Source organism: Neoaquamicrobium sediminum, from assembly GCF_040970315.1.
In the GTDB taxonomy this organism is placed as follows: domain Bacteria; phylum Pseudomonadota; class Alphaproteobacteria; order Rhizobiales; family Rhizobiaceae; genus Aerobium; species Aerobium sediminum.
The window spans coordinates 230,967-255,591 of the sequence record NZ_JAZHFV010000003.1 but is presented as its reverse complement, the minus strand read 5'-3'; the positions used below and the strand labels follow the sequence as shown (position 1 = coordinate 255,591).

The 24,625-nt window shown below is 62.7% G+C and carries 27 protein-coding genes; 5 read left to right on the top strand and 22 right to left on the bottom strand.

What is annotated here, in order from left to right; translation table 11 throughout:
- Position 1: 1 nt before the first annotated feature.
- From fabZ to V1479_RS11750, 12 genes are all read right to left on the bottom strand, one after another.
- Complete coding sequence (gene fabZ, locus V1479_RS11805) at positions 2-475, bottom strand: 3-hydroxyacyl-ACP dehydratase FabZ (RefSeq protein ID WP_368803057.1); 474 nt, start codon at positions 473-475, stop codon at positions 2-4.
- Positions 468-1,526, bottom strand: a complete 1,059-nt coding sequence (gene lpxD / locus V1479_RS11800; protein WP_368803056.1) for a UDP-3-O-(3-hydroxymyristoyl)glucosamine N-acyltransferase — start codon at positions 1,524-1,526, stop codon at positions 468-470. Before lpxD ends, fabZ begins: the two co-directional genes overlap by 8 nt.
- A 149-nt stretch (positions 1,527-1,675) precedes the next feature.
- On the bottom strand, positions 1,676-4,078 hold the full coding sequence (gene bamA / locus V1479_RS11795; protein ID WP_368803055.1) for an outer membrane protein assembly factor BamA: 2,403 nt from the start codon (positions 4,076-4,078) through the stop codon (positions 1,676-1,678).
- Positions 4,079-4,297: 219 nt separating this feature from the next.
- Complete coding sequence (gene rseP / locus V1479_RS11790) at positions 4,298-5,440, bottom strand: RIP metalloprotease RseP (protein ID WP_368803054.1); 1,143 nt, start codon at positions 5,438-5,440, stop codon at positions 4,298-4,300.
- 111 nt (positions 5,441-5,551) lie between these two features.
- Positions 5,552-6,388 (bottom strand): phosphatidate cytidylyltransferase, encoded by an 837-nt coding sequence (locus tag V1479_RS11785; protein WP_368803053.1) that lies wholly within the window; start codon positions 6,386-6,388, stop codon positions 5,552-5,554.
- On the bottom strand, positions 6,385-7,101 hold the full coding sequence (locus tag V1479_RS11780) for an isoprenyl transferase (RefSeq protein ID WP_368803052.1): 717 nt from the start codon (positions 7,099-7,101) through the stop codon (positions 6,385-6,387). The genes V1479_RS11785 and V1479_RS11780 overlap by 4 nt, the downstream gene beginning before the upstream one ends.
- 58 nt (positions 7,102-7,159) lie before the next feature.
- Complete coding sequence (gene frr / locus V1479_RS11775; RefSeq protein ID WP_173191433.1) at positions 7,160-7,720, bottom strand: ribosome recycling factor; 561 nt, start codon at positions 7,718-7,720, stop codon at positions 7,160-7,162.
- Between the two features lie 60 nt (positions 7,721-7,780).
- Complete coding sequence (gene pyrH / locus V1479_RS11770) at positions 7,781-8,503, bottom strand: UMP kinase (protein WP_368803051.1); 723 nt, start codon at positions 8,501-8,503, stop codon at positions 7,781-7,783.
- Positions 8,504-8,688: 185 nt separating this feature from the next.
- Positions 8,689-9,612 (bottom strand): translation elongation factor Ts, encoded by a 924-nt coding sequence (gene tsf, locus V1479_RS11765; RefSeq protein ID WP_173191431.1) that lies wholly within the window; start codon positions 9,610-9,612, stop codon positions 8,689-8,691.
- A 110-nt stretch (positions 9,613-9,722) separates the two neighbouring features.
- Positions 9,723-10,505, bottom strand: coding sequence for a 30S ribosomal protein S2 (gene rpsB / locus V1479_RS11760; protein ID WP_173191429.1), 783 nt, complete (start codon positions 10,503-10,505; stop codon positions 9,723-9,725).
- 172 nt (positions 10,506-10,677) lie between these two features.
- Positions 10,678-10,980 (bottom strand): DUF4031 domain-containing protein, encoded by a 303-nt coding sequence (locus tag V1479_RS11755; RefSeq protein ID WP_368803050.1) that lies wholly within the window; start codon positions 10,978-10,980, stop codon positions 10,678-10,680.
- A gap of 18 nt (positions 10,981-10,998) precedes the next feature.
- Positions 10,999-11,832 carry a cell envelope integrity EipB family protein gene (locus V1479_RS11750; protein ID WP_368803049.1) on the bottom strand — a complete coding sequence of 278 codons (834 nt, stop codon included), beginning with the start codon at positions 11,830-11,832 and terminating at the stop codon, positions 10,999-11,001.
- Positions 11,833-11,957: 125 nt separating this feature from the next.
- Here V1479_RS11750 and V1479_RS11745 point away from each other — a divergent pair, with 125 nt between their 5' ends.
- From V1479_RS11745 to V1479_RS11735, 3 genes are all read left to right on the top strand, one after another.
- Positions 11,958-12,419, top strand: coding sequence for a RidA family protein (locus V1479_RS11745; protein ID WP_368803048.1), 462 nt, complete (start codon positions 11,958-11,960; stop codon positions 12,417-12,419).
- A gap of 14 nt (positions 12,420-12,433) precedes the next feature.
- Positions 12,434-13,144: a glycerophosphodiester phosphodiesterase gene (locus V1479_RS11740; RefSeq protein ID WP_368803047.1), complete on the top strand. Its 711-nt coding sequence runs from the start codon at positions 12,434-12,436 to the stop codon at positions 13,142-13,144.
- 125 nt (positions 13,145-13,269) lie between these two features.
- The gene (locus tag V1479_RS11735) at positions 13,270-14,406 is read left to right on the top strand and encodes a GNAT family N-acetyltransferase (protein WP_438620523.1); all 1,137 of its coding nucleotides are present in this window, start codon (positions 13,270-13,272) and stop codon (positions 14,404-14,406) included.
- Positions 14,407-14,411: 5 nt separating this feature from the next.
- Here the strand turns inward: V1479_RS11735 and V1479_RS11730 are convergent, their stop codons facing one another.
- Entirely contained in the window at positions 14,412-14,741 is a 330-nt protein-coding gene (locus V1479_RS11730) for a DMT family transporter (RefSeq protein WP_368803045.1), read from the bottom strand.
- Between the two features lie 89 nt (positions 14,742-14,830).
- On the opposite strand from V1479_RS11730, the gene V1479_RS11725 reads away from it, so the two are divergent.
- Complete coding sequence (locus V1479_RS11725; protein ID WP_368803044.1) at positions 14,831-15,265, top strand: HIT family protein; 435 nt, start codon at positions 14,831-14,833, stop codon at positions 15,263-15,265.
- On the opposite strand, the gene V1479_RS11720 is transcribed toward V1479_RS11725, so the two are convergent.
- The 5 genes from V1479_RS11720 to V1479_RS11700 all read right to left on the bottom strand — a co-directional run bounded on the left by V1479_RS11720 (position 15,266) and on the right by V1479_RS11700 (position 19,907).
- Positions 15,266-15,628 carry an AzlD domain-containing protein gene (locus V1479_RS11720; RefSeq protein WP_368803043.1) on the bottom strand — a complete coding sequence of 121 codons (363 nt, stop codon included), beginning with the start codon at positions 15,626-15,628 and terminating at the stop codon, positions 15,266-15,268.
- Positions 15,625-16,374: an AzlC family ABC transporter permease gene (locus V1479_RS11715; protein ID WP_368803042.1), complete on the bottom strand. Its 750-nt coding sequence runs from the start codon at positions 16,372-16,374 to the stop codon at positions 15,625-15,627. Before V1479_RS11715 ends, V1479_RS11720 begins: the two co-directional genes overlap by 4 nt.
- Positions 16,375-16,497: 123 nt before the next feature.
- Entirely contained in the window at positions 16,498-18,969 is a 2,472-nt protein-coding gene (gene clpA, locus V1479_RS11710; protein ID WP_368803041.1) for an ATP-dependent Clp protease ATP-binding subunit ClpA, read from the bottom strand.
- A gap of 8 nt (positions 18,970-18,977) precedes the next feature.
- Positions 18,978-19,328, bottom strand: coding sequence for an ATP-dependent Clp protease adapter ClpS (gene clpS / locus V1479_RS11705; protein ID WP_376769168.1), 351 nt, complete (start codon positions 19,326-19,328; stop codon positions 18,978-18,980).
- A gap of 249 nt (positions 19,329-19,577) precedes the next feature.
- Positions 19,578-19,907 (bottom strand): phasin family protein, encoded by a 330-nt coding sequence (locus V1479_RS11700; RefSeq protein ID WP_368803040.1) that lies wholly within the window; start codon positions 19,905-19,907, stop codon positions 19,578-19,580.
- A gap of 265 nt (positions 19,908-20,172) precedes the next feature.
- Here V1479_RS11700 and V1479_RS11695 point away from each other — a divergent pair, with 265 nt between their 5' ends.
- Positions 20,173-21,579: a serine hydrolase gene (locus V1479_RS11695; RefSeq protein ID WP_194248541.1), complete on the top strand. Its 1,407-nt coding sequence runs from the start codon at positions 20,173-20,175 to the stop codon at positions 21,577-21,579.
- Between the two features lie 60 nt (positions 21,580-21,639).
- Here V1479_RS11695 and V1479_RS11690 read toward each other — a convergent pair whose 3' ends face one another.
- The 4 genes from V1479_RS11690 to V1479_RS11675 form a co-directional block, all read right to left on the bottom strand.
- Positions 21,640-22,335: a DnaJ domain-containing protein gene (locus V1479_RS11690; protein WP_368803039.1), complete on the bottom strand. Its 696-nt coding sequence runs from the start codon at positions 22,333-22,335 to the stop codon at positions 21,640-21,642.
- Positions 22,332-23,075 carry a VWA domain-containing protein gene (locus V1479_RS11685; protein WP_368803038.1) on the bottom strand — a complete coding sequence of 248 codons (744 nt, stop codon included), beginning with the start codon at positions 23,073-23,075 and terminating at the stop codon, positions 22,332-22,334. The genes V1479_RS11690 and V1479_RS11685 overlap by 4 nt, the downstream gene beginning before the upstream one ends.
- Positions 23,076-23,136: 61 nt before the next feature.
- Positions 23,137-24,042, bottom strand: a complete 906-nt coding sequence (locus V1479_RS11680) for a division plane positioning ATPase MipZ (RefSeq protein WP_368803037.1) — start codon at positions 24,040-24,042, stop codon at positions 23,137-23,139.
- A gap of 96 nt (positions 24,043-24,138) precedes the next feature.
- Positions 24,139-24,573, bottom strand: a complete 435-nt coding sequence (locus V1479_RS11675; protein WP_368803036.1) for a DUF1489 family protein — start codon at positions 24,571-24,573, stop codon at positions 24,139-24,141.
- Positions 24,574-24,625: the final 52 nt, after the last annotated feature.

Sequence of the window (24,625 nt, the reverse complement as noted above, 5' to 3'; positions counted from 1 at the left end):
CTCAGTTTGCCGGCTTGGGCGACATCATCGCCGATATTTCGGCCTCGGCAACCTTGGTTCCCTCGACGATTGCCTCGCAGGCGAAACGCCAGATATTGCCGCGCTGCTTGAGCTTCCTGACGTGGATTTCCAGGCGATCGCCCGGCACCACCGGGCGGCGGAACTTGGCGTTGTCGATGGTCATGAAATAGACGAGCGACGGCTTGTCCTCGCCGGTTGAGCGAATGCAGATAGCGCCGGCCGTCTGTGCCATTGCTTCTACGATAAGCACCCCCGGCATCACCGGCTGCTCGGGAAAGTGTCCCTGAAAATGGGGCTCGTTCGCCGTGACGTTCTTGATGCCGATTGCAGAATTGTCGCCGTCGATCTCGATGATGCGGTCGACAAGCAGAAACGGATAGCGATGCGGCAGCAGCCGCATCAGGCCAAGTATGTCCAGGCTGTCGAGCGAGTTGGCGGCTGCGGTGTCATTCATCCCGCGGTCCCTTTCCCGTCTGGTCGTTTGTGAGTTTTCGGATCGTCGCGATCTCTCTGAACAGGCTCTTCAGCGGCTGTGCAGGTGCACCACCCCAGCGCGCGCCGGCCGGAACGTCGTTCATCACGCCGCTGCGCGCCGCGATGGCGGCGCCACTGCCGATGCTAATGTGGTCGGCAAGGCCGACACTGCCGCCCAGCATTACCCCATCGCCCAATTGTACCGAGCCGGACAAGCCGCAAAGACCGGCGATCAGGCAGAACCGACCGATCCGGACGTTGTGGGCGATCTGGACGAGATTATCGATTTTGGAGCCTTCGCCGATGATTGTATCGGAAAGCGTGCCGCGGTCGACCGTGGTATTCGCGCCGATCTCGACGTCGTCCTGTATGATGACCCGTCCGATCTGTGGGATCTTTTCCGGCCCGGATCGGCCTGCGGCAAAGCCGAAGCCATCCTGTCCAATCCGCACCCCGGCATGGATGATCACACGATTGCCGACCAGCGCGTTCTGAACCGATGCCCCCGGCCCCACGAAACTGTCGCGCCCGACCTGGCAGGAAGATCCTATCACCGCCGTCGGCGCAATGACTGTTCCACTGCCGATTGCAGCATGCGGGCCTACGACAGCGCCGGCCTCGATAATCGCGCCGGACTCGATGAGCGCATCGGGATGAACATGAGCACCCGGCGACACGCCGTTTTCGCCCGTCAACGGCGCAGGGCGCACGGCGGCAGGAAACATGATCCTGCCGATCGCAGCAAAATCGGATTGCGGCCTCGCTGAAACGACGATAGCGCTGCCGTCGCGCACGAAACCGGCAACGTCTTCAGTGCAGAGCACGACCGAAGCCTCGATGACCTCGAGTTTCGCCGCGTTGCGCTTGCCGTCGATGAAGATCAGGGCACCCGGACCGCCCTCGCCGGCTGAGACGAGCTTCGACACCTCGTTCTGAGCCAGCTGGGGCGTGCGGAGTTCCGCGCCCGTCAGCGTCGCGATCTCAACCGCGGTAAACCGGCGCGACGGTTCGAAGAATACCGGATCGGTCATGCAAACCTTCTCTTCCGGGCCGGTTGCCAGCCCGGAAGCGCCTTGCCCGTTTTCAGGGCACGGCCCGCTCCCCATGGGTCCAGGCCGCGCTCATCATCGTTCGTTGCGCAACGGACCTGCCGAAGCCGCCACAATGCCGGCACGACGCGCTAGAAACGGGTCGAGATACCGAAGCTGAAGTTCTGAATCTGGTCGCCTTCTTCCTTCATGACCGGCACGGCGTAGTCGACACGCAGCGGACCGAAGGGCGACGCCCAGATCAAGCTCGCACCCACCGATGCGCGCCACTCCATCTCGCTCCCAAGAACAGCACCCTGGCCGGTCAGCTTGTTGCCGTAGAGGGTCGCAGCGTCAGCAAAGGCGGCAGCACGCAGGCCGATGCCGGTCGGGATAAAGGGCATCGGAAACTGCACTTCGGCGGATGCATTGAAGTAGGTGGTACCGCCAAGGTGGTTGTAAACGGTGTTGCCGTTGCTATCGAGCGTCGTCTGATAAGGGCCGATACCGTTGCTCTTGAAGCCGCGGATCATACGATCATTGTTCTGGAAATGATCGAACACGCGCAGCCCGTCATTGCCGTAGGAGGCGATGTGGCCGGCGCCCGCCGAAAGCAGACCGACAAGGTCCAGCTCCTCCGACAGGAGGTGGTAGTAGCTGCCGCGGGCGGTCAACTTGGTCCACTGCGCGTCGCCACCGAGACCAGCAACCTCGACAGTACCGTTGAGGTAGAGACCCTCGCGCGGATTGCGCATGTCATCAATCGTGTTGAACAGCAGCGTGCCACTGACCGAAGACTTGGTCCACGGGCTCTGGTTTTCAATCGCGTCCTTCAGGTAATCCGACAGCGTGCATCGCGGATCATTCGGGATCGGATTGCCGTTATCGTCAAGGCAGACGCCGCTGTAGACGTACTTTTCCTGCGTCAGGTTATAGGCAAACTGTGTGCTGAGCGCCTGCGTGATCGGCAGGCCGAAACGCACGGTGCCGCCGGTCAGTTCGCTGTCGTAACCCTGGTTGTACTCGCGCGTCTGGCGATAGATATCGAAGCCAGCGCTGATACGACGCCCGAGGAAATACGGCTCCGTAAACGATACGGTGTAGTCGCGAGAATTCCTGCCGCCCGCCATCGAGAGGCGGATCGACTGGCCGCGGCCAAGGAAGTTGCGCTCTGCGATCGAGCCTTCGACGCTGAAGCCGGAGGTTGCCGAATTGCCGGTCGTGTAGCCGCCGCCGACGGACAGCTCACCGGTCGACTTCTCGATGACGTCGACGACCAGGATAACACGATCCGGCTCGGAACCGGGCGCGGTCGCTATGTTGACCGTCTCAAAGAAATCAAGCCTTTCCAGCCGGCGCTTGGCGCGCTGGATGAGAACCTGATTGAACGCGTCGCCTTCGCTGAAGTCGAATTCACGACGAATCACATAGTCGCGCGTGCGCTGGTTGCCGCGAATCTCGATACGCTCGATATAGGCGCGCGGCCCCTGGTCGATCGTATAGACGACGGAGATCGTCTGGTTCTCGAAGTTGCGGTCGCCGCGTGGGGTTACCTGCGCGAACGCATAACCGAGATCGGCAACACGCTCCGAAAGGCCGACCAGCGAGTCCTCGACCGCCTTGGCGCTGTAGTAGTCGCCGCTACGGGACTCGAGCTGGTTGCGCAGTGCCTGACCATCCAGACCCTCGACGGTGCTCTCCACTTCGATGGAGCCGAAGCGATAACGCTGGCCTTCGTCGACCGTGAAGCTGACGCGATAGGAATTCGCCGCCTCGTCGAACTCGCCAAAGGCCGAGATGACACGGAAGTCAGCGAAGCCGCGATTGTAGTAGAAGCGGCGTAGCGCCTCCTCGTCGGCACGCAGCCGGTCCTCGTCATAGATGTCGTTGCGGGTCAGCCACGACATGACGTTTGACTGCTTGAGCGAAATCACCTCGCGCAGGCGGCCGTCGGAGAAGGTGTTGTTACCCTCGAAGCTGACCGAAGCGATCTTCGTGCGATCGCCTTCCTGAATATTGAAGACGACGTTGACGCGGCCCTGGCCGAGGTCGACGACCTCCGGGGAAACGGTTGCGTCTTCACGGCCGGTACGGCCGTATGCCTGACGGATCGTCTCGGCGTCGGCTTCCATCATCGCGCTGGAATAAGCGCCGCGCGGACGAAGCTGGATCTGACGACCGAGGTCGGCGTCCTTAAGACGCCGGTTACCCTGGAACAGAACCTGGTTGACGATCGCGTTCTCGTCGACGCTGACGATCAGCGTCGAGCCCGACTGGTTGATGCGCACATCCGAGAACATGCCCATCGAGAACAGCCGCTTGACCGCTTCATCGACGTCGGCGTTGCTGAAATTCTGGCCGGGACGAATGCCGGTGTTATTGCGGATGGTTTCGGCATCCACGCGGCGGTTGCCGCGAACCTCGATGCTGCTCACGACGGCGGCCTGCGCGACCGTCGTCGATGCAAGCTGCAACGCGCCGGCGCCGGATACTATGAATCCGACCGAAAGGGCGGCCGCCGAAGCGGCGCTCAACAAACTGGAAGCTGCCTTCATTGGGCTTTAAAACCTTTTATTCTCGTAGTCCCCACGGCGAGAAACCCGGACGTCGCGGTCAATTCTGCTACCGTATTACCCGTATTTTCCATACACGCAAGGCTTCGGGTTAACATGCGTTTACTAAATCCCCGAGCGTGGCTTTCGCGTCACTCCAATTCGACCCCATGGTAAACGAGCGGTCAACCGAAACGCCAAGTCACGCATTTTCTTCACATTTCAGCAACCGAATAGGTCGTTCCAGAACACGAACACCATAAAGGCCAGCACAAGCACAAGGCCGATTCGGTAGACCATCTCCATGATCCGTTCCGACACCGGGCGCCTCATGACGGCCTCGACCCCATAGAACACCAGATGCCCGCCGTCGAGAGGCGGAATCGGCAGCAGGTTCAGAAAGCCAATGCCCACGGAGAGCAAGGCAACAAGCTGCACCAGCCATTCGAAGCCGAGCGCGGCCGCCCTGCCCGCCATATCGGCGATCTTCACCGGTCCGCCGAGTTGGCAGCGGTCTTCGCGCCCCACCGCAAAGCGCTGCAGGAATTGGCCGGTCCGGGCGATGATGAACCCGGTCTCCTTCGCGGCCTCTCCGACCGCTTCGACCGGATTGAAAGTCAGATGTCGCGGCTTGCCAAGCTCCGCGTTGTTCACGACACCGATGACACCCAGCCGGATGGTGTTGCCGAGCGCATCCTCCTGCTCAACAACTTCCGGTGTTGCCGTCAGCGTGACTTCCTCGCCATCGCGAAGCATGACGAAAACGATGGAATCTCCGGCACGGCCCGAGACCAGGCGCTGCACATCCCCGAACGTGTCGATACGTCGCCCGTCAACCGAGACGAACCGGTCGCCTGGCTGGAAGCCTGCAACATCGGCCGGGCTGTCGGCCCGCACCTCCGCAACGGTCGGTTCGGCGACATAGCGGCCATACATCGAAAACATCACCGTAAACACGGCGATCGCCAGCAGGAAATTGAACAGAGGGCCGGCAAAAACGGTCGCGGCACGTTTCCAGACCGGCTGCAGATGGAACGCCACCTTGCGTTCCTCGGCGCTCAGCGAGTCGTCTTCCTCGCGGTTCGACGGTTCGCTGGTGACGCTCATGTCACCGACGAACTTGACGTATCCACCCAGCGGAATTGCGGAAAGCTTCCAGCGCGTTCCACGCCTGTCGTTGAAACCCAGAAGTTCCGGCCCGAAGCCTATCGAGAACTCTCGTACCCCGATGCCGCACCAACGGCCGACAAGGTAGTGACCCATCTCATGGACGAACACGACCACGGTCAACACGAACAGAAAGGGGATTATGGTCGTGATGACGATATTGTCGAAGCTGAAGAATGTGGTCAGAAATTCGTTCAAGACGTCCCCTTACCCTTTTGGCACGCAACCCTGTCGTCTCTTAGCGCAACAATACTGGCGAATCCGTGTCCGAAACTGACGCGATTTTTCGTTGCTGCAAACGCTTGAGCGTCAGCGACCGAACAGCGCATTTGCGGGCGCGTCCAGTCCGGAAGCAGCCGCACCGATGACGAAAAGCATGAAGGCAGCGGCGACAAGCCCATCGACACGATCCATCACACCACCGTGACCCGGGATGAGTCCGCTCGAATCCTTGGTGCCGAACCGGCGCTTGAGCGACGATTCGAAAAGGTCGCCAATCTGAGAGACGATCGAAAGGATCAAGGCTAGAGCTGCCGTCGCCAGCACACCCCAGACTATGCCTGCATAAAGCGCGACCGTACCGCCGGCGACGATACCGGCAATCGTTCCGCCGATAGCACCGCTCCAGGTCTTGCCCGGCGAAATCGAGGGCGCGAGCTTTGGGCCGCCGATCGCGCGTCCAACGAAATAGGCGAGAATGTCGGTCGCCCATACAATTGCGAAAAGGAAAAGCGTCGCGGCGAGCCCAGCCGCATCGTCGCTACGCAGTGCGGCAAGCGAGATCGCGGAGAGCCCCGCATACGCCACGCCAGCAACCGGCCAGAACTCCCGCTGGCCGTAGGCCGCATGCGCTGCGCCGACGATAACTGCCACCACGAGGGCGATATGCAGCGTTACCGCCGGCACGCCAGCCAGCAGCATGGCAAGAACGACAGCAAGAAGGCCCCACAGAACGATGCGGTGTGCGGTGGCATCTCGCGGCGACGCCATTGCCGTCCATTCATAGAGGACCGCACCGGCGATCCCTGCACAGAGAATGCGATACCAGAATCCGCCGGCCCAGGTCAGGGCCAGCACCACCGCTACGAGCAAGATGGCGGACAAGACGCGCTGCTGCAAATTGCTCCGGCCTGCGCCCTTTGTCATAGGGCGACGTCGCGGGCGGTCACGCCGCCAAACCGACGCTCGCGCGCGGCAAAGCTCTCGATTGCCTGTTCGAGTTCGGCAAGGCCGAAGTCCGGCCAGTAGCAGGGCATGAATACCAGTTCGGAATAGGCCGCCTGCCAAAGCAGAAAATTGGACAGCCGCTGCTCTCCACTCGTGCGGACGATCAGGTCAGGGTCCGGTATCAGTTTCGTGTCGAGGAACTGGCCGAATGCCTCCGGCGTGATGTCGGCCGAATCGAGGGTGCCGGCCCGGACGGATTCTGCGATCGCTGCTGCCGCGCGGGCTATCTCGTCGCGGGCACCATAGTTGAAGGCGATCACGAGGTTCATCGATCGGTTGGCGACGGTCAGCGTCTCGGCTTCTTCGACGAGCGCCCTGATGTCGGGGGCGAGGCTTGCCCGCTCGCCGATCATGCGCACACGCACGCCTGCCTGGTGGATTTCGGCAAGGTCGCGGCGAATGAATAGCTTAAGAAGGCCCATAAGGTCGCTGACTTCGGCCTTGGGTCGCGACCAGTTCTCCGAAGAGAACGCGTAAACGGTGAGCCATTCGATGCCGAGGTCACCTGCGGCCCTCACCGTGCGGCGCAGTGCTTCCACGCCGGCGCGATGACCCGCAGCGCGCGGCAGGCCGCGTGCCTTGGCCCAGCGGCCGTTGCCGTCCATGATGATCGCGATATGGGCGGGCTTCAAATCCCGTTTCCTTTCCGCGGGTCCCGCGCGCCGGAGCGACGCTCCGGCACAGGCGCGGTCAAACCTGCATGATCTCCGCTTCCTTCTCGGACAGAAGGCTGTCGATCGAGGTGATCGTGTCGTCGGTCAGTTTCTGCACACGTTCCGACTGGACGCGCGAGTCGTCCTGGCTGATCTCGCCGTCCTTCTCCGCCTTCTTGGCATTTTCCATGCCGTCGCGGCGAACATGCCTGGCGGCCACTTTCGCGTTTTCCGCGTACTGGTGCGCGATCTTGACCAGCTCCTTGCGGCGCTGCTCGTTGAGCTCCGGCAGCGGGATGCGAAGGTTCGTACCGTCGACGATCGGATTGAAGCCAAGATTGGATTCGCGGATGGCGCGATCGACGGCGCCGACAAGCTGCTTGTCCCACACCGAAACCGAGATCATGCGCGGTTCGGGCACCGTCACCGTCGCGACCTGGTTGATGGGCATGGGCGCGCCGTAAGCCTGAACCTGGATAGGGTCGAGCAGGTTCGCGGAAGCGCGGCCCGTGCGCAGCGATGCCAGATCGTGCTTGAACGCACTGATCGCACCTTCCATGCGTCGCTGCAGGTCCTTGAAATCAATTCCGGTGCTCATCTCAACCCTCCGCTTCCGGCGTCGCCGGTCGTTCTCTGTGGTGTTCTTCGGCGGACGTCGTCAGGCTTCGCTGACGACTGTGCAGCGGCCTTCGCCACGCAAAATGGCACCGAAACCACCTTCTTCATGAATCGAATAGACGATTATCGGAATGTTGTTCTCGCGTGCAAGTGCAATTGCGGCCGTATCCATGATCGACAGGCCGTTGCGCAACACTTCCTGATGGGTGATGCGGTCGTAGCGCTTGGCGGCCGGATCCTTCTTCGGGTCCGCCGTATAGACGCCGTCCACCTGGGTGCCCTTGAACAGCGCATCGGCGCCGATCTCGGCGGCGCGCAGCGCGGCTGCGGAATCGGTCGTGAAGAACGGATTTCCCGTTCCGCCGGCAAAGATCACAACCTTGCCCTGGTTCATGTAGGCTGTTGCCTGGCGCTGAGAGAAGCTTTCGCAAAGCTCCGGCATGGCTATCGCCGAGAGAACCACCGCTTCGACGCCGATCTTGACCAGCGACGTCCGCAGCGCGAGGGAATTGATCACGGTGGCCAGCATGCCCATGTGGTCGCCGGTCACACGGTCGCCACCCTTGGAGGCCACTGCGACGCCGCGAAAGATGTTGCCGCCACCGATCACGACGCCAACCTCGACGCCCATGTCGCGCGCCTGCTTGATATCGGCGGCAATGCGATCGACGACGGAGACGTCGATACCGAAGCCCTGTTCACCCATGAGCGCCTCGCCGGAGGCTTTGAGAAGGACACGGCGAAAGGCGGGTTTGGGGGGCATGGGGTCCTCTTGGTCGGCTGATGCGAAGCTGCGATACACGAAGGGCGCCGCGATGTCACGCGGCGCCCTTCGAGCAGTTGCGATGATCTTCGGCCGGGGTCCGGCTATCTACAGCAGCTCCCCGGCGTTCGAAGCCTTTCGTCATGCCACCGGCATGAGGAACTCGCCTCCGGCGAACCGGCTTCTCACCCCTTGGCTGCAGCTGCGACCTCGGCTGCGAAGTCGCTCTCTTCCTTCTCGATGCCTTCGCCGAGCGCGAAGCGCACGAAACCGGAGATCCTGGCTTCCGCGCCGATGTCCTTCTCGGCGGCCTTGAGGGCCTGCTCGACAGTCATATCGGGGTTCAGCACGAAGGCCTGCTTGAGCAGCACGACTTCCTCGTAGAACTTGCGCATGCGGCCTTCCACCATCTTCTCGATGATGTTCTCCGGCTTGCCGGATTCGCGCGCCTGGGCGGCGAAGATGTCCTTCTCGCGAGCAACCGCGCCCGCATCGACTTCTTCGGCGGTCAGTGCCAGCGGGTTGGTCGCGGCCACGTGCATGGCAACCTGGCGGCCGAAGGCACGCGCAGCGTCTGCATCGCCGGTGGTTTCCACCGCCACGAGCACGCCCATCTTGCCGAGATTTTCGACGACGGCATTGTGCACATAGGTGGCGACCGCGCCGTTGGACACGGAGAGCTTGGCGGAACGGCGCAGGCTCATGTTCTCGCCGATCGTGCCGATCGCGTCCTTGATCGTGTCGGAGACCGACTTCTGCGAGCCCGAATAGGTCGCGGCGGCAACGGCGTCGACGGAACCGTCGGTTGCAAGGGCAACCTGGGCGACATTGCGCACGATGTCCTGGAAGGCGTCGTTGCGGGCAACGAAGTCCGTCTCGGAATTGACCTCGACGACGACCGCCGAAGTGCCCTCGGACGCGACGCCGATCAGGCCCTCTGCGGCCGTACGTCCGGCCTTCTTGTCAGCCTTGGAGATACCCTTCTTGCGCAGCCAGTCGACGGCGGCCTCGATGTCACCATTGGTTTCGGCCAGGGCCGCCTTGCAGTCCATCATGCCCGCGCCGGTCATGTCGCGCAGTTGTTTGACCTGTGCAGCAGAAATGCTCATTGTCGCCTCTTCAGTTTCCGTATCGTTCAAAAGGCAAGGCGCACCGTGGGTTCTTCCAGGTGCGCCTGCCGAAGGTTCAGGTTTCAAGACCGCCGAAGCGGCCGGCAGGATCACGCGCCCTTGTTTTCCTCTGCGGGCGTCTCGTCCAGGGTCGGCTCGGTCGGAGCTTCTTCGGAAGCGCCGACGTCCACGCCCATGGCGCCCTGCTGGCGGGCGATGCCGTCGATGGCAGCCTTGGAGATCAGGTCGCAATAGAGCTGGATCGCGCGGGCGGCGTCATCGTTGCCCGGGATCGGGTAGTCGACCTTGTCCGGATCGCAGTTGGAATCGATGATCGCCACGACCGGGATACCGAGGCGCTTGGCCTCCTGAATCGCGATCGCTTCCTTGTTGGTGTCGATCACGAACATCAGGTCCGGCGTCGAGCCCATGTCCTTGATGCCGCCGAGGGCCTTGTCGAGCTTCTCGCGCTCGCGCTCCAGGTTGAGGCGCTCCTTCTTGGTGAAGCCCTGGGCGTCGCCGGCGAGGAGTTCGTCGAGCTTGCGCAGACGGGAGATCGAGTTCGAGATCGTCTTCCAGTTGGTCAGCATGCCGCCGAGCCAGCGCGAGTTGACGTAGTACTGCGCCGAACGGGAGGCCGCATCCGCGACGATGTCCGAAGCCTGGCGCTTGGTGCCGACGAAGAGTACGCGGCCGCCACGGGCCACGGTGTCGGAAACCAGCTTCAGCGCCTGATGCAGCAGCGGAACCGTCTGCGAGAGGTCGATGATGTGGATGTTGTTGCGGGCGCCGAAGATGTAGGGCGCCATTTTCGGGTTCCAGCGGTGGGTCTGGTGGCCGAAGTGAACACCAGCCTCGAGAAGCTGGCGCATGCTGTAATCAGGCAGAGCCATTGTCTTATCCTTTTCCGGTTTGCCTCCACGGACCATTGACGGATGGGATCGCTCCCGCTCCGCCACCGGAGGTCTCAGCCGGATTTCTCCCGGACAGAGGCCAAAGCCCGTGTGTGGAATGTGCGCGCATATAGAGGCTAAGCGCGCAAAACGCAACCTGATGTGTGGCAGGTCATTCCGCCGCAGCCGGAATGGCCGCCGCGCCGGATACCTTCCTCGGCTGGCGGACACGGCGGAACACATCGACGATCACGTCGCGGCCAACCGGCAGCGCGCCCATGCGCACGGCGCGGTCGCGCTCGAAGCCCGTCAGGTCGTAATGCGGCGCCGACGTCTTCGGCGGGCCCTGATAGGAGTGGCGATGCACGCCGATTCTGGCAGCGAATCGGTGCAGCTCGGCCTCGTCATCGGCAAGCAGATGGCACCAGCGCCGGCCTGCCCAGGGCCAGATCGCATTGTCGACATAGACCGCCATTCGTGCCGTTGCCGCCGGTTATTCGGTGCAGGATAGCGGTTCGTCGAACAGCGCCAGGTCGACAAGCCGGCCGGTCATGGAAAAATCGCCGTAATCCATGACGAGATCGCGGGTTACGCCGTTCTCGTAGAGCTTGAAGCTGATGCGGTAGGTCGGAAGCTCCTCCCCCTGCTCGTCCTTCATGTCGAAATACGCCACGTCCACCGGCCAGAACGGCTCCTCGGCCATCGGCGCCAGCGCCTTCTGCTCGGGGTCGTTCGCCGACGCCTTGGCCTCGCGGCCGATGATGACGGTCGTCGTCATGACCTGGTCGGCCTTGTCGGACGCGTCGAACAGTGTCGTCTCGTAGAATGTCTCGCCGCTTTCCGCCTTCTTCAACAGTTCCAGAAGGTGCTGCGTCGGGAACTGGGTCGCCGCAAGGCGAATCTCCTGCGTTTCCGGCTTCTCGATGGAAACGACGGTCGCATCCGGCTTGGACGCCGGCGTCAGCCGCGCGGTCCCGCGCAGTTCCGTGTCCAGCGCCTCGTCGACAAAGGAGCGCGTGACGAAGCGGAAACTCTCGCCATCGCCATCCTCGTAGGTGGTCGTCTGCTGGTCGGTCACGCGCGACAGATCCGCGGTGTCAATCTGCGTGACGAAGCGAAACGTGACCGTATAGCCTTCGCAGGCGGACCCGTTGAATTCATAGACCATGCGGCCGGTGATGCCGGTGATTCCCGAGCGGTCGGATGCCTCGTCGAGGGTCAGGTCGTAGACGGCACGGTGCGGTATCAGGGCGCCTGCATGGGCGGGCACCACGGTTGCCGGAATGGCGGACAGGAAGGCAGGCAGGGCAAGGCGCACAATGCGCATGAACAAATCTCCGAAGCGCGGCGAGGTCCGCATTCTTTCTATTCACCACAGGAAATATTCGTGGCAGAAGCAGGGCGCTATCGGAAGCCGTTCCCTCGCCTGCCCCGCAGCATAAGGAATAGACCATGTCGGACACAATCCAAAAACGCCTCGACGCGCTGGGCGTGGCCTTGCCCGCAGCGGCTGCGCCTGCGGCCAACTATGTGCCTTATGCCCAAAGCGGCAAGCTGCTGATGACGGCAGGCCAGTTGCCACTTGAAACCGGCAAGCTGGTAACCGGCCTGCTTGGTCGCGACCTCGACACCGAGGCCGGCAAGAAGGCGGCGAGACTTTGCGCCATCAATATTCTGGCGCAGATCCAGGCAGCGACCGGCGATCTCGAGCAGATTGCGCGCATCGTGAAGATCACTGTGTTTGTCGCCTCGGCCCCGGACTTCACGGAACAGCACCTGGTTGCCAACGGCGCGTCGGACTTTCTGGCCGAGGCGCTTGGCGAACGCGGCAAGCATGCGCGCTCGGCCGTCGGCGTGGCGGTGCTGCCGCTCAACGCTGCGGTGGAAATCGAAGCCATCGCCGAACTCAAATAGCGATCACGACATCCATGACCGACATCGCCTGGCTCACCAGCCGTCCGATCGCCCATCGCGGCTACCACGACCTCAATAACGCGCGTTGGGAAAACACCCTGTCAGCGTTCGATGCCGCGGCGGAGAGGAACTACGCGATCGAATGCGACGTGCACCTTTCCTCCGATGGTGTGCCGGTCGTTTTCCACGACGCTGTCCTCAACCGGCTCGTCGGCCGCGAGGGCTTCGTCTACGAACAGACCGTCGCGAGCCTCGCGCAGATGCAGATCGGCGGCACGGCCGACCACGTGCCGACGCTTGCTGAGATGCTGGAGCTGGTTGACGGTCGCGTGCCGGTGGTGATCGAGTTGAAGGGCACCGAGGGCAAGGATGATGGGCTGGTCGCCGCCGTCGCGAAAACGCTGTCGTCATATCGGGGTCATGCCGCGATCATGTCGTTCGACCACTGGCTCATTCGCCAATTCGCGAGCGATGCACCCGGCATCCCGGCCGGATTGACGGCGCACGGGCGAACGATCCGCGATCTCGAAGCCCATTTCTCGATGCTGGCGCACCCGATCTCGTTCGTCTCGTTCGGGGTGCACGACCTGCCCAATCCGTTCGTCGGTTTCGTGCGGGAAAAGCTCGCGATGCCCGTCATCACCTGGACCGTGCGCAACGACCAGGCGCGTGACGTGACATTTACGCATGCCGACCAGATGACCTTTGAAGGTTTCGAAGCCTAGTGCTGCAAATCGAGCCGGCCGATCTTGCATCGCACAACGGCTGTCGTATCTAAGAACCCATGAGCGATAGTTGCGACGAGGAAGCGCAATCCGGCGGCGAATTCGTCATTCGCGTCGTGCGGAGCATGGCGGCGTTCTCCCGCAGTGAATGGGACGCTCTCGCCGGGACCACGCGCGGCGATTCAACAACACCCTACAACCCGTTCATATCATATGACTTTCTGCTTTCTCTTGAGGAGAGCGGGTGTGCCGACCGCCGCACGGGCTGGTTGGCGCAGCACCTGAGGCTGGAGACACCGGACGGCACGCTCATCGGCGCCGTTCCCTGCTATCTGAAGAACCACAGCCAGGGAGAGTACGTCTTCGATCATGGCTGGGCCGATGCGTTCGAGCGGGCCGGCGGAGCGTATTATCCGAAGCTGCAGGTTTCGGTGCCGTTCACGCCTGCCACTGGTCCTCGATTGCTGACCCCGCGCGGTAGTGACGGTTCATCGGCCCGGCAGGCTCTTGCTGAAGGTCTGAAAGCGCTTTGCGCGCGGATCGGAGCGTCATCCGTACACGTCACGTTCGCCGATACCCGCGATGTTGAGGTCCTCGAACAGGCCGGTTTCCTGCACCGGACCGACCAGCAGTTCCACTTCTTCAATGAAGGCTATAGCGCCTATGGCGACTTCCTTGACACGCTCGCCTCACGCAAGCGCAAGGCGCTGAAGCGCGAAAGACGGGAGGCCCTGGCGTCCGGCATCGAGATCGACTGGCTGACGGGAAGCGACCTGACCGAGGGCGCATGGGACGACTTCTATGCCTTCTATATGGATACCGGCGGGCGTAAATGGGGAAGCCCCTATCTCAACCGCCGCTTCTTCTCGTTGGTCGGCGAGCGCATGGCCGATGACATCCTGCTGGTAATGGCGCGCCGTGACGGCCGCTATGTCGCCGGTGCCATCAATTTCATCGGCTCGGAGACGCTTTACGGTCGCAACTGGGGCTGCATCGAGGACCATCCGTTCCTGCATTTCGAGGTCTGCTACCATCAGGCCATAGACTTCGCGATCGCAAAGGGACTCAAGACCGTGGAAGCCGGCGCGCAGGGCGAGCACAAGCTGGCGCGCGGCTATCGTCCGGTGACGACACATTCCGCGCACCACATCGCCCATCCAGGCCTGCGCCATGCGGTGGCCGACTATCTCGACCGCGAACGCCGCGAGGTTGAGATGATCAGCGGCTATCTGGAAGAGCGCGCGCCGTTCAAGAAGATCTGAGCGGGTCAGTGGGCGAGCGTGTCTGAGAAGAGGTTTATGACCAGCACGCCGGCAATGATGAGCGCGATACCGATCATCGCGGCCGGGTCGAGCACCTGCCGGAACCAGATCCATCCGATGGCGGTAATCAGCACGATGCCGACACCGGACCAGATCGCATAGATGATGCCCACCGGTAGCGCCCTGAGCGGCAGCGACAGGAAATAGAAGGCGAGCGCATAGCCGCCGACGGTCACCAGCGATGGCAGCAACCGGGTAAAGCCTTCGGTCTGCTTGAGCGCTGTCGTTGCAATGACTTCGAAGACGATCGCGACCGAGAGAAAAACGTAGTTCATGACGGCACCTGTGCGAATCGACCGAGGTTGACGCGAAGAAGGCTAGCACCGAAACATGCTGCAACCATTCCGCAATCACCGAGGAACAGATGAGCCAGCCCGCCTACGATCCCGACAACGTCTTCGCCAAGATCCTGCGCGGCGACATGCCGGCACACAAGCTCTACGAAGACGCCGACACCTTTGCCTTCATGGACATCATGCCGCGCGGGGACGGTCATTGCCTGGTGATTCCCAAGACGCCGTCGCGCAACATTCTGGACGTCGAGCCAGCCAGCCTGTCGGCAGTGGCTGCCACGACGCAGAAGGTCGCCCGCGCCGTCATGAAAGCGTTTTCGGCCGATGGCGTCACTGTGCAGCAGTTCAACGAAGCGGCCGGCGGACAGGTGGTGTTCTACCTGCACGTCCACATCATCCCGCGCTTCGACGGTGTCAGCCTCAAGCCCCATACCGGGCAGATGGAGGATCAGGCCGTGCTGGCGGCCAATGCCGAAAAGATCAGGGCTGCGCTCGGTTCAGCATGATTATCCGCCGTTGAACCCGATCGCATAGAGGCCGGCAATCAGCACGGCCTCCGCCGTCAGGATGCCCACCACCACGCTCTTGCGCACCAGTAGGTAGGCGCCGAAACCTGCAGCCGCAGACAGCAGCCTCAGCGCCAGCGGCGCGGCTGCCAGCGCCCCGCTGGGGAATACGATCAGGTTCCCGATGACGGCGGCGACAAGGGCAGTCGCCAGCGCGCGCACGAGAACCAGCGCATCGGTATCGTCCCGCAGCCGTCCGCCCAGATAGACACCAAGAAAGCGCCATGCGTCTGTCGCCAGCCAGCCGCCAACGAGGATGAACAGGTAAGGCCACCACCAGGCGTCGAAAGCATCGAAAGTCATGTCGCTGCTCCCCTGCCCTTGCGCATCCTGTGGACCAGATACGCAGCGGCCCCGCCGATGACGCCAGCGGCCAGCAGGTCGAAACCGGGCAGGACGACGTGGAACAGCGGGCCGAGCACGAGCCCGAAGATCATCGCGAAATGACCGGCACTTTCGCGCGCCGAGCCCCATAAGGACGTCAGGAAGTAGATCGGAGTCAGCATCAGAAGTGCGGCCGAAAGTACCGGCGGCAGGCTGCCCGCAACCGCATACATAACCGTGACCACGATCATGTTGGTCAGGACCAGCGTGCCGCCGAGCCCGCCATAATAGACCGTGCGCATGTCGCGCGGCACGGTCCGTAGATGCTCCATCGCAAGCACCCAGGACGTTACCGCCACGAAATGGGAAAGCAGGTAGAGCACCCACGGCCGCGTCCGTTCGGTCTTCAGTTCCGGAACGAGGGATACAACCATCGGCGTCAGTCGCACGGAGGAGAGCGCTACCGCGAACGCAGCCGCAGGAAGCGAACTACCGGAGATGATCGCGCCGATCAGCACCACCTTGGCCGGCAGCGCCCAGACCATGCCGGTCATGAACACCGCCTGCGGCAGCGTGATGCCCGCCTCGCGTGCAAGGCCCGCGAAGCCGACGAACGCACTCATCAGGATCAGCGCCGGTATGGACGCCGATGCGACGACGCCTTTCAGGAACCAGCGTCGGTAATCGGAAGCCTTGAGGGGAGAATTCGGAAGGTCTTCGGCCATATCTGGTGGCCGCATATCACACGGAACGATTCAGCGCGATATGGCTCGTCGCCGATCCCGCAACTTTCGCGGGCGCAGCGCGAGAGGCCGTGACGGGCTTTGCGGCCCGTCACGGATCGGTCGTTACTTGCGCGGCAGTTGGGGAACGATGCTGCGCTTGGGGGGCTGCTTGCCCTTCGGCTCGCTCTTCGGCTTGGCTGCAGATGCCGTCGCCTTTGCCGGTGCCTTCTTCTTGGCCGCCTTACGCTTTACCGGCCGTTCCTCGGGGTCTTCCTTCTTCGGCTTGACCGGCGTCTCGTCGGCAAGCGCCTCGAGGTTGAGAACCTCGATGCCGGCGTCGGTCTTGATCACCGAGACGCGCACCGTGCCGCCCTTCTTCAGTCTGCCGAAAAGCACCTCGTCGGCCAGAGGCTTCTTGATGTGCTCCTGGATGACGCGGGAGAGCGGACGTGCTCCCATGCGCTCGTCGTAACCCTTGTCGGCAAGCCAGGCGATTGCCTCCGGCGTTAGGTCGAAGGTGACGCGGCGCTCGGCGAGCTGCGCCTCGAGCTGCATGACGAACTTCTGCACCACCTGGTGGATCACCGGCACCGGCAGCGAGCCGAACGGTATGATCGCGTCGAGACGGTTGCGGAACTCCGGCGTGAACAGCCGGTTGATCGCCTCCATGTCGTCGCTGTCGCGCTTGGACGAGCCGAAGCCGATCGCAGCCTTCGCAAGGTCGGCCGCACCCGCATTGGTCGTCATGATGAGGATCACGTTGCGGAAATCGATCTGCTTTCCGTTGTGGTCCGTCAGCCTGCCGTGATCCATCACCTGCAACAGGATGTTGAACAGGTCCGGATGCGCCTTCTCGATCTCATCCAGCAGCAGCACGCAATGCGGATGCTGGTCGACGCCGTCGGTCAGGAGCCCGCCCTGGTCGAAGCCGACATAGCCGGGAGGTGCGCCGATCAGCCGCGAGACCGTGTGGCGCTCCATATATTCCGACATGTCGAAGCGCAGCAGTTCGACGCCGAGAGAGGCGGCGAGCTGCTTGGCGACTTCGGTCTTGCCGACACCGGTGGGGCCAGAGAACAGGTAGGAGCCGATCGGCTTCTCTGGTTCGCGCAGCCCGGCACGCGCCAGCTTGATCGCCGACGACAGCGCCGTGATTGCCGTATCCTGCCCGTAGACGACGCGCTTCAGCTCCTCCTCCAGGCTGGCGAGAACCTTCTCGTCATCGGCGGAGACAGTCTTGGGCGGAATACGCGCCATCGTCGCCACGGTAGCCTCGATCTCCTTGATGGAGATCGTCTTCTTGCGGCGCGATTCGGGCAGCAGCATCTGCGAGGCACCCGTCTCGTCGATCACGTCGATCGCCTTGTCGGGCAGCTTGCGGTCGCTGATGTAGCGCGAGGACAGCTCCACCGCGGCCTTGATGGCCTCGTTGGTGTACTTCACCTTGTGGAACTTCTCGAAATAGGGCTTCAGCCCCTTCATGATCGAGATCGCGTCCTCGACCGAAGGCTCGTTCACGTCGATCTTCTGGAAGCGGCGGACAAGAGCCCTGTCCTTCTCGAAGAACTGGCGGAACTCCTTGTAGGTGGTCGAGCCGATGCAGCGGATCGCACCCGACGACAGGGCCGGCTTGAGAAGGTTGGAGGCATCCATCGCCCCGCCCGACGTCGCGCCGGCGCCGATCACCGTGTGGATTTCGTCGATGAAGAGCACCGCGCCGGGGTAATCCTCAAGCTCCTTCACGACCTGCTTCAGCCGCTCCTCGAAGTCGCCGCGGTAACGCGTGCCTGCCAGCAGCGTGCCCATGTCGAGCGCGAAGATGGTGGCATCGTGAAGCACTTCCGGAACATCGCCTTCGACGATTCGCTTGGCGAGCCCTTCGGCGATCGCGGTCTTGCCGACGCCGGGGTCGCCCACATAGAGCGGATTGTTCTTGGAGCGGCGGCAGAGCACCTGGATCGTCCGGTTGATCTCCGACTCGCGGCCGATCAGAGGATCGATCTTGCCCTGCCGGGCCTTGGCGTTGAGGTTCACGCAGTAGGCCGTCAGGGCGTCCTGCTGCTTCTTCTTGCCGCCGTCCTCGCCCTCGCCCACGCCGGGCTGGCCGCCCTGCTCATCCTCGGCCCCGCGCGGCGCGCGGGCCTCCGACGAGCCCGGCCGCTTCGCGATGCCGTGGCTGATGTAGTTGACCGCGTCGTAACGCGTCATCTGCTGTTCCTGGAGGAAATAGGCGGCGTGGCTTTCGCGCTCGGCGAAGATCGCGACGAGCACGTTGGCGCCGGACACTTCCTCGCGACCGGATGACTGGACATGGATGACCGCGCGCTGGATCACGCGCTGGAAGCCTGCCGTCGGCTTGGAGTCTTCATCATAGCCGGTGACGAGATTGTCGAGCTCGGTGTCGATGTAGGACAGGACGGTCTGCTTCAATTCTTCGAGATTGACGTTGCATGCACGCATGACGGCGGCGGCATCACCGTCGTCAAGCAGCGCGAGCAGCAGGTGTTCGAGCGTCGCATATTCGTGGTGACGCTCGTTTGCAAATGTCAGCGCCTGATGCAGCGCCCGTTCGAGGCCTTGCGAGAAAGCCGGCATTCAGAACCTCATTTCTTTTCCATCACGCATTGCAGCGGATGCTGGTGCTGGCGGGCGAAATCCATGACTTGAGTCACTTTGGTCTCAGCCACCTCATATGTATAGACCCCGCATTCACCGACACCGTGATTGTGAACATGCAACATTATGCGGGTCGCGGCCTCGCGATCCTTCTGGAAGAAACGCTCCAGCACATGGACCACGAATTCCATCGGGGTGTAGTCGTCGTTGAGGATGAGCACGCGGTAGAGCGACGGCTTCTTGGTTTTCGGCTTGGTACGGGTGATGACCGCGGTGCCGCGTCCGGGACCGTTGGCCCGGTCGTCGTCACCCTGCATCCTCGTCACCAGTTCCGGCATGGGTACCCCGCCACTCGTTTCCGCATCCTTCCAGTTGCGCGCGCTTCCTTCAAGGCACGTCATGTAGGCACTCATCATGAAATTTTAAGGCCTTCTTTCTTGCTGACAATACGGCTCACGTCACAGACGCGCGAATTCGGGTGCGGCGTAGCGCACTTCGAACCCTGAAACGACAAAAAACCCGGCCGCGAAGCCGCGACCGGGCATATCGGCGGGCAAAAGCCCGCGCGACAACGATTTCGAAGCGGATTACTTCGCCTTGGCGACGACCGATTCGAAGGGCTTGTAGGCGTCCTTGGCCATCTCGGCATAAAGCTCACCCATCTTGGTGGCCTGTGCGACGAAGCCTTCGTAAGCCTGCTTGGCATAGTCGGTCTGGATCTCGACAGCCTTGTCGAGCGACTTGGCGGAGGTCAGCTTCTCGAAAGCGGCGGTGCCGTTCTCAAATGCCTTCTTCGAGTACTCGGTGGCCTCGACGGTGATCGCCTGCGCGTTTTTCGACAGAGCGGCGAAGCTCTTGAGGCCGGTGTCCATGAATTCCTTGCCAGCCTTGCTGGCGTCTTCGAACGACTGAATCATCTGAATGCTACCTTCCGTTGGAGGTGGGGTTTCCCGCATCCCTAATGCGTTGCACTCTATTTATGTTGCAGTGCACAAAAAGTCAATATGCAGCCCTAGGTCCAATCAACAGCTGGCTGTCGAGGCCGCTTTCTTTCCTAGAAGTTGACGAAATTGGTGAACGGGCCGGTTACCATAAACGGATTGGTAACGGGCTCGCCTCTATCGTGGCTGACAATCCCGGGGGCGGGTTTGGGCATCAGTCAGTATCAGTAGAAGTGTAGCTATGGTTGTGCGTCAGGCGTTGGCAGGCTTTATCTCGCAAATCTCGAACACTCGCAGCATTTTCGTCGCCATGCTGGCGGTCGTTATGTTCACGGTCGCAGGAGCAGGGTCGGCTTCGGCCAATTCCCGTTATGCGGCCTATGTGATGGATGCGCGCACCGGTCAGGTGCTGTTCTCACGCAATGCGGACGAGCGGCGCTATCCCGCGTCGCTGACGAAGATGATGACGGTGTACATGATCTTCGAGGCGATGAACGCGAGGCGTATCTCGACGAAGACCGCCATCCCCTTCTCGAAGAATGCATCGGCTGAGCCGCCAACGAAGCTGGGCGTGAAGGCGGGCGGCTCGATCACCGTCGACACGGCCATCCGCGCACTTGTCACGCGTTCGGCCAATGATGTCGCGACGGCCGTTGCCGAGATGCTCGGTGGCTCGGAGGCCGGCTTCGCGCGGATGATGACGGCCAAGGCCCGCCAGCTCGGCATGAACTCGACTCAGTTCCGTAACGCGCACGGCCTGCCCAACAGCGCCCAGCACACGACGGCGCGCGACATGGCGATCCTGGGTGTCGCACTGCGCGAGCATTTTCCGCAATATTACGACTATTTCTCCACCCGCTCCTTCAAATACGGCAAGCAGACGATCAGCACGCACAACCGGATGTTCGGCCGGATCAAGGGCGTCGACGGCATCAAGACCGGTTACACCCGCGCCTCGGGCTTCAACCTGGTGACGTCGGTGGAAGACAATGGACGACGCGTCGTTGCCGTGGTCATGGGCGGAAAGAGCGGCCGCAGCCGCGACGATCACATGGCCGCGCTGCTGCGCGATTACATGCCCAAGGCCTCCCGCAACGGGGGCGGCGCGCTTATTGCCTCCCAGCGCCCGACGCCGGGTGCCGGCGCGGTTGTCGCAAGCGCCTTCTCGCTGCCAAGCCGCAACATTCCGACGCCGGACTTCCGGCCGCGGGAAGAAGTCAGCGCACCATTGGTCGCCTACGCGCAGGAGACGACGCCCGCAGCCGTTGCCGCGCTGACACCGACGCCTTCGGCTCCCATTCCGTCTGCTCCGGTGCCGACACCGGCAGCAGCCGTTGAGGCCCGCTTCGCCGCCGAAGGGGACGCCAACATCGATCCCGTTATGACCTCGTCCACGGCGCCCTCCGGCTGGGTGGTGCAGGTTGCTTCGTCACCGTCGCAAAGCGACGCGTTTGCCGCGCTCGTGCGCACCGGCAAGGAAGCGCCCCGCATCCTCAACACCGCGAACGCCTTCATCGAGGAATTCGACAACAAGGGCACTGTCTACTATCGCGCGCGCTTCGGCGGGTTCGCTTCGAAGAACCAGGCATGGAACGCCTGCAACGCGCTCAAGAAGCAGAAGATCGATTGCTACGCAGTGGGGTCGTAAGCAGGCTTTCGGACCAGCCCGCGCCGCGGGCTGCCCGGGTGGGCACTACGTCGAAGGGGATTATTTGTGATCAGACAGCAAAACTTCCTTGGCCTCGTTGATCCTCGCCGCAAGGAAAGAAGTGCCGCCGAGGTCGGGGTGCAGGCGCTGCATCAGGCGGCGATGCGCCTTGCGGATCTCCGCCGCACTGGCACCAGCTTCAAGACCAAGGATCTCGTAGGCCTCCTGCTTAGTCATGGGGCCAGAAGTTGGCGTGCCACCCTGCCCGCCGCTCATGTCCGACTGCGCGTGGTCACGCCAGCCGGGAAAACGGCCGTCAAGATAGGTCTCAAGTAGCTGCATGCTTTCCGGGTCGGCGGAGAGTTCACCGCCGAGCTGCAACAACTGATCGAGCTCGAGCTGGCCAAGCTCGCGCCCCTCGAAGCGCCCGACAAGCACGATCCCTTCAAGCGATCCGGAATCGTGATCCAGTTCCATCTCCAGCGCGGCGGTGCGCACCGTGGATCGCTTTCCGGGCGTCGGACGGGCCTGCCGGCGCATGCGCCCCGAAAGATGCCATGCGAGTGCTGTGGAGATCAGCATCCCGCCAAGCCCCGCGCGCCCGAGCAGCAGCAAGCCTACACCAAGCCCGCCGACCGCGATCGGTCCGACAAGCCTCATGCTGCCGGCAATGCGTCTCGCATCCATGCGCAGAAAGGCTGCGCCCAGCAGCGTCAACACGAGAACGGCCGCGGCAAGATAGAAAAGGACCGTCATCCCCGTCCGCCGGACTTCTTCAGATGCTCGATCATCAGGCGGTCCTCCGCGCGGCCTCTGGCTTCCAGCGCCTTCAACCCACCTGTTGCGTAGACGGCAACCGCCGAAAGCAGCTTCGAAAGGGTCGAAGCCGCGTTGCGGTCGAAGCGGAACCAGGCCCCCTTCGAAAGCCGGGCGACTTCCTTGAATGCGGTTTCGGCGACCGGATCGTGCCCTTCCTGAAAGGCGAACACGGGAACGCCGTGCAGACCGAGCCGGCCGGCCTTGTCGGCCAGGTCGTCGACATTTTCCTCCATCGCGTCGCCGATATAGACCAGCGCGTTGACCTTGGTCCGTTCCGTCTCCTTCAGCGTGTGCGAAAGCACCTTGCCGATCTGCGTATGTCCGCCCCGGCAGTCGATCTTCACCATCAGGTCTTTCAACGAGCTGGTATCGCGCACAAACCTCGATGCGCGGCACTCGCCAAAGCCACGGAAATAAACGAGCTGGACGTTGAGGCCCCCTGCCCTGGATACGGCGTCGAACATCTCAGCCTGCAACGAACATGCGAGGTCCCAGGTCGGCTGCCGGCTCATCGTCGCGTCGAGCGCCAGAATCAGCCGCCCGCCATCTTTGGCCCCGGTGGGCTGTGCCAAAGCGCGCGCATGGCGCACAAACGCATCAATCGCGGTGCTGTCGGATCGTGCCGCGGCAGGTTTCTGGTCGGCCTTGCGGGGTGCCGGCGTCTTGTCGTTGCTCATGCCAAGAACATGTAGCCGTGACGGACTGCTTGCAAGGCCTGAAGCGCGTTGGGCGAAAGCGTCACAGCGCGGGCGTGATCGCGGCTTCGGTCGGGCTCGTCCCGGGCCCGCCCACTGGTAACGAAGGCCCGGTATGAAGCAGATCCATTCGATCCATCAGCCGCCGCATCTCCTGCCGCGCGGCCAGATGCGCGAGGTTCGGCCGGGAGGACGCCGAACGTCCGTCGTATTCGTCAAACGCCGTGAGGCCCGCTGCAAAGAGATCGTCGAACAGCGACCGCTGCGAGATACCGTCTGCGAAGCGAAAGCCGAGCGTCGATGCCATATCGCGCAAGCGCGGCGCTATCTTGGCCTCTCCAGCCGCCGTCACCGGTACGCGATTGCACGCGACGATCCAGTCGATCAGCCGGCCGTCGGCACGCCGCCGTTCGTCGCGCGCCTGCGCGACGGCCTGTGCGTAACCCGAACCGGAAGGCGAACCGCGGCCCGCAGGAGGCAGATCTCCAAGCGCTTCCAGATCGATAAGCGAATCGTTCAGCGGTGTGACCAGCGTGTCGGCAAGGCGGTGCGCGAGCATGCCGGCAAACGTGTCTCCGGCGGCGGTGTCGATGACGACGAAATCAAACGCGGCATCGACGCCGGCCAGCGCCTCCGCGAGGGCTGCAAAGGTTTCACCTTCGCTATCGGCAAATTTCCCGCGATGCGGGACATCGCGGTGATCGGGCACTGCGACCGCGATCCCCGTCCCCTGCGCCCATCGCCTTCGGTTCTCGACGTACCGTGTAAGCGTCTGCTGGGCGGTGTCGAGATCGATCGTCGCGACGCGATTGCCGGTGCGAAGCAGCGCCACCGCGATATGCATGGCAAAAGTCGATTTGCCGGTGCCGCCCTTGGCATTACCGCACACGATGACGTGGGCGCGACGTGGCGCGGCGGAAACGCTTGCTGATACACCGGACACGTTCATGTGACCGCAACTCCATACTTCGCACGCAGCATCGCCGGTTTGCCGTTGCGTTACAATCCGTCGCGAGGCATCGGCTGCGGGTCTTGCGAAGTTCGGTTAAAGCAGGCCCAGCTCGGAAAGCTCACGACGCAGGTTCAGCGGCAGTTCCTCGCCTGCGTCCGCACCGCCAAGATCGGTCGGCGTATCGGCCGGCACCAGATAACGCCAGCCTTGGAAGGGCCTGCGCGGCTGCCATTGGGTGCGCACGACCGTCGGATCGAAAACCAGATGGCAGCGGCCTATGCCTTCGGCATCCGTGAAGGGGCGAATGTCGACCAGTCGCTGACGGCATTGCACGCCGCCCTTGATGACCCAGTACAACGAGCCGCCATCGAGCAGCTCGTCGGCGCGCTTGGGCACCATACGGGTGGTATGGAAATGCTCAACGACAACGCCGGCGCGCCGCTTCTCCTCGAGCCGCAGCGCGATCCAGTCTTCGAGGTCTTCAACGCTTTCGGCGCCGACGCAGAGTTTGATCAGGTTGAGAGCCATGCGCCTAATCTAGTGCGGAACGGCGCGCCTTACAGCGCCGGTCCGCACTTTC

Bases quoted from the DNA above. Each gene is read 5' to 3' on its own strand.
- V1479_RS11680 (WP_368803037.1), bottom strand. From the start codon at position 24,042: ATGAACGTGTCCGGTGTATCAGCAAGCGTTTCCGCCGCGCCACGTCGC.
- lpxD (WP_368803056.1), bottom strand. From the start codon at position 1,526: ATGACCGATCCGGTATTCTTCGAACCGTCGCGCCGGTTTACCGCGGTT.
- tsf (WP_173191431.1), bottom strand. From the start codon at position 9,612: ATGAGCATTTCTGCTGCACAGGTCAAACAACTGCGCGACATGACCGGC.
- V1479_RS11715 (WP_368803042.1), bottom strand. From the start codon at position 16,374: ATGGCCGAAGACCTTCCGAATTCTCCCCTCAAGGCTTCCGATTACCGA.
- V1479_RS11675 (WP_368803036.1), bottom strand. From the start codon at position 24,573: ATGGCTCTCAACCTGATCAAACTCTGCGTCGGCGCCGAAAGCGTTGAA.
- V1479_RS11690 (WP_368803039.1), bottom strand. From the start codon at position 22,335: ATGACGGTCCTTTTCTATCTTGCCGCGGCCGTTCTCGTGTTGACGCTG.
- V1479_RS11750 (WP_368803049.1), bottom strand. From the start codon at position 11,832: ATGCGCATTGTGCGCCTTGCCCTGCCTGCCTTCCTGTCCGCCATTCCG.
- V1479_RS11695 (WP_194248541.1), top strand. From the start codon at position 20,173: ATGGTTGTGCGTCAGGCGTTGGCAGGCTTTATCTCGCAAATCTCGAAC.
- bamA (WP_368803055.1), bottom strand. From the start codon at position 4,078: ATGAAGGCAGCTTCCAGTTTGTTGAGCGCCGCTTCGGCGGCCGCCCTT.
- V1479_RS11685 (WP_368803038.1), bottom strand. From the start codon at position 23,075: ATGAGCAACGACAAGACGCCGGCACCCCGCAAGGCCGACCAGAAACCT.
- clpA (WP_368803041.1), bottom strand. From the start codon at position 18,969: ATGCCGGCTTTCTCGCAAGGCCTCGAACGGGCGCTGCATCAGGCGCTG.
- pyrH (WP_368803051.1), bottom strand. From the start codon at position 8,503: ATGCCCCCCAAACCCGCCTTTCGCCGTGTCCTTCTCAAAGCCTCCGGC.
- V1479_RS11720 (WP_368803043.1), bottom strand. From the start codon at position 15,628: ATGACTTTCGATGCTTTCGACGCCTGGTGGTGGCCTTACCTGTTCATC.
- V1479_RS11740 (WP_368803047.1), top strand. From the start codon at position 12,434: ATGACCGACATCGCCTGGCTCACCAGCCGTCCGATCGCCCATCGCGGC.
- rpsB (WP_173191429.1), bottom strand. From the start codon at position 10,505: ATGGCTCTGCCTGATTACAGCATGCGCCAGCTTCTCGAGGCTGGTGTT.
- frr (WP_173191433.1), bottom strand. From the start codon at position 7,720: ATGAGCACCGGAATTGATTTCAAGGACCTGCAGCGACGCATGGAAGGT.
- fabZ (WP_368803057.1), bottom strand. From the start codon at position 475: ATGAATGACACCGCAGCCGCCAACTCGCTCGACAGCCTGGACATACTT.
- V1479_RS11735 (WP_438620523.1), top strand. From the start codon at position 13,270: ATGGCGGCGTTCTCCCGCAGTGAATGGGACGCTCTCGCCGGGACCACG.
- V1479_RS11700 (WP_368803040.1), bottom strand. From the start codon at position 19,907: ATGATTCAGTCGTTCGAAGACGCCAGCAAGGCTGGCAAGGAATTCATG.
- V1479_RS11785 (WP_368803053.1), bottom strand. From the start codon at position 6,388: ATGACAAAGGGCGCAGGCCGGAGCAATTTGCAGCAGCGCGTCTTGTCC.
- V1479_RS11745 (WP_368803048.1), top strand. From the start codon at position 11,958: ATGTCGGACACAATCCAAAAACGCCTCGACGCGCTGGGCGTGGCCTTG.
- V1479_RS11730 (WP_368803045.1), bottom strand. From the start codon at position 14,741: ATGAACTACGTTTTTCTCTCGGTCGCGATCGTCTTCGAAGTCATTGCA.
- clpS (WP_376769168.1), bottom strand. From the start codon at position 19,328: ATGCCGGAACTGGTGACGAGGATGCAGGGTGACGACGACCGGGCCAAC.
- V1479_RS11755 (WP_368803050.1), bottom strand. From the start codon at position 10,980: ATGGCGGTCTATGTCGACAATGCGATCTGGCCCTGGGCAGGCCGGCGC.
- V1479_RS11725 (WP_368803044.1), top strand. From the start codon at position 14,831: ATGAGCCAGCCCGCCTACGATCCCGACAACGTCTTCGCCAAGATCCTG.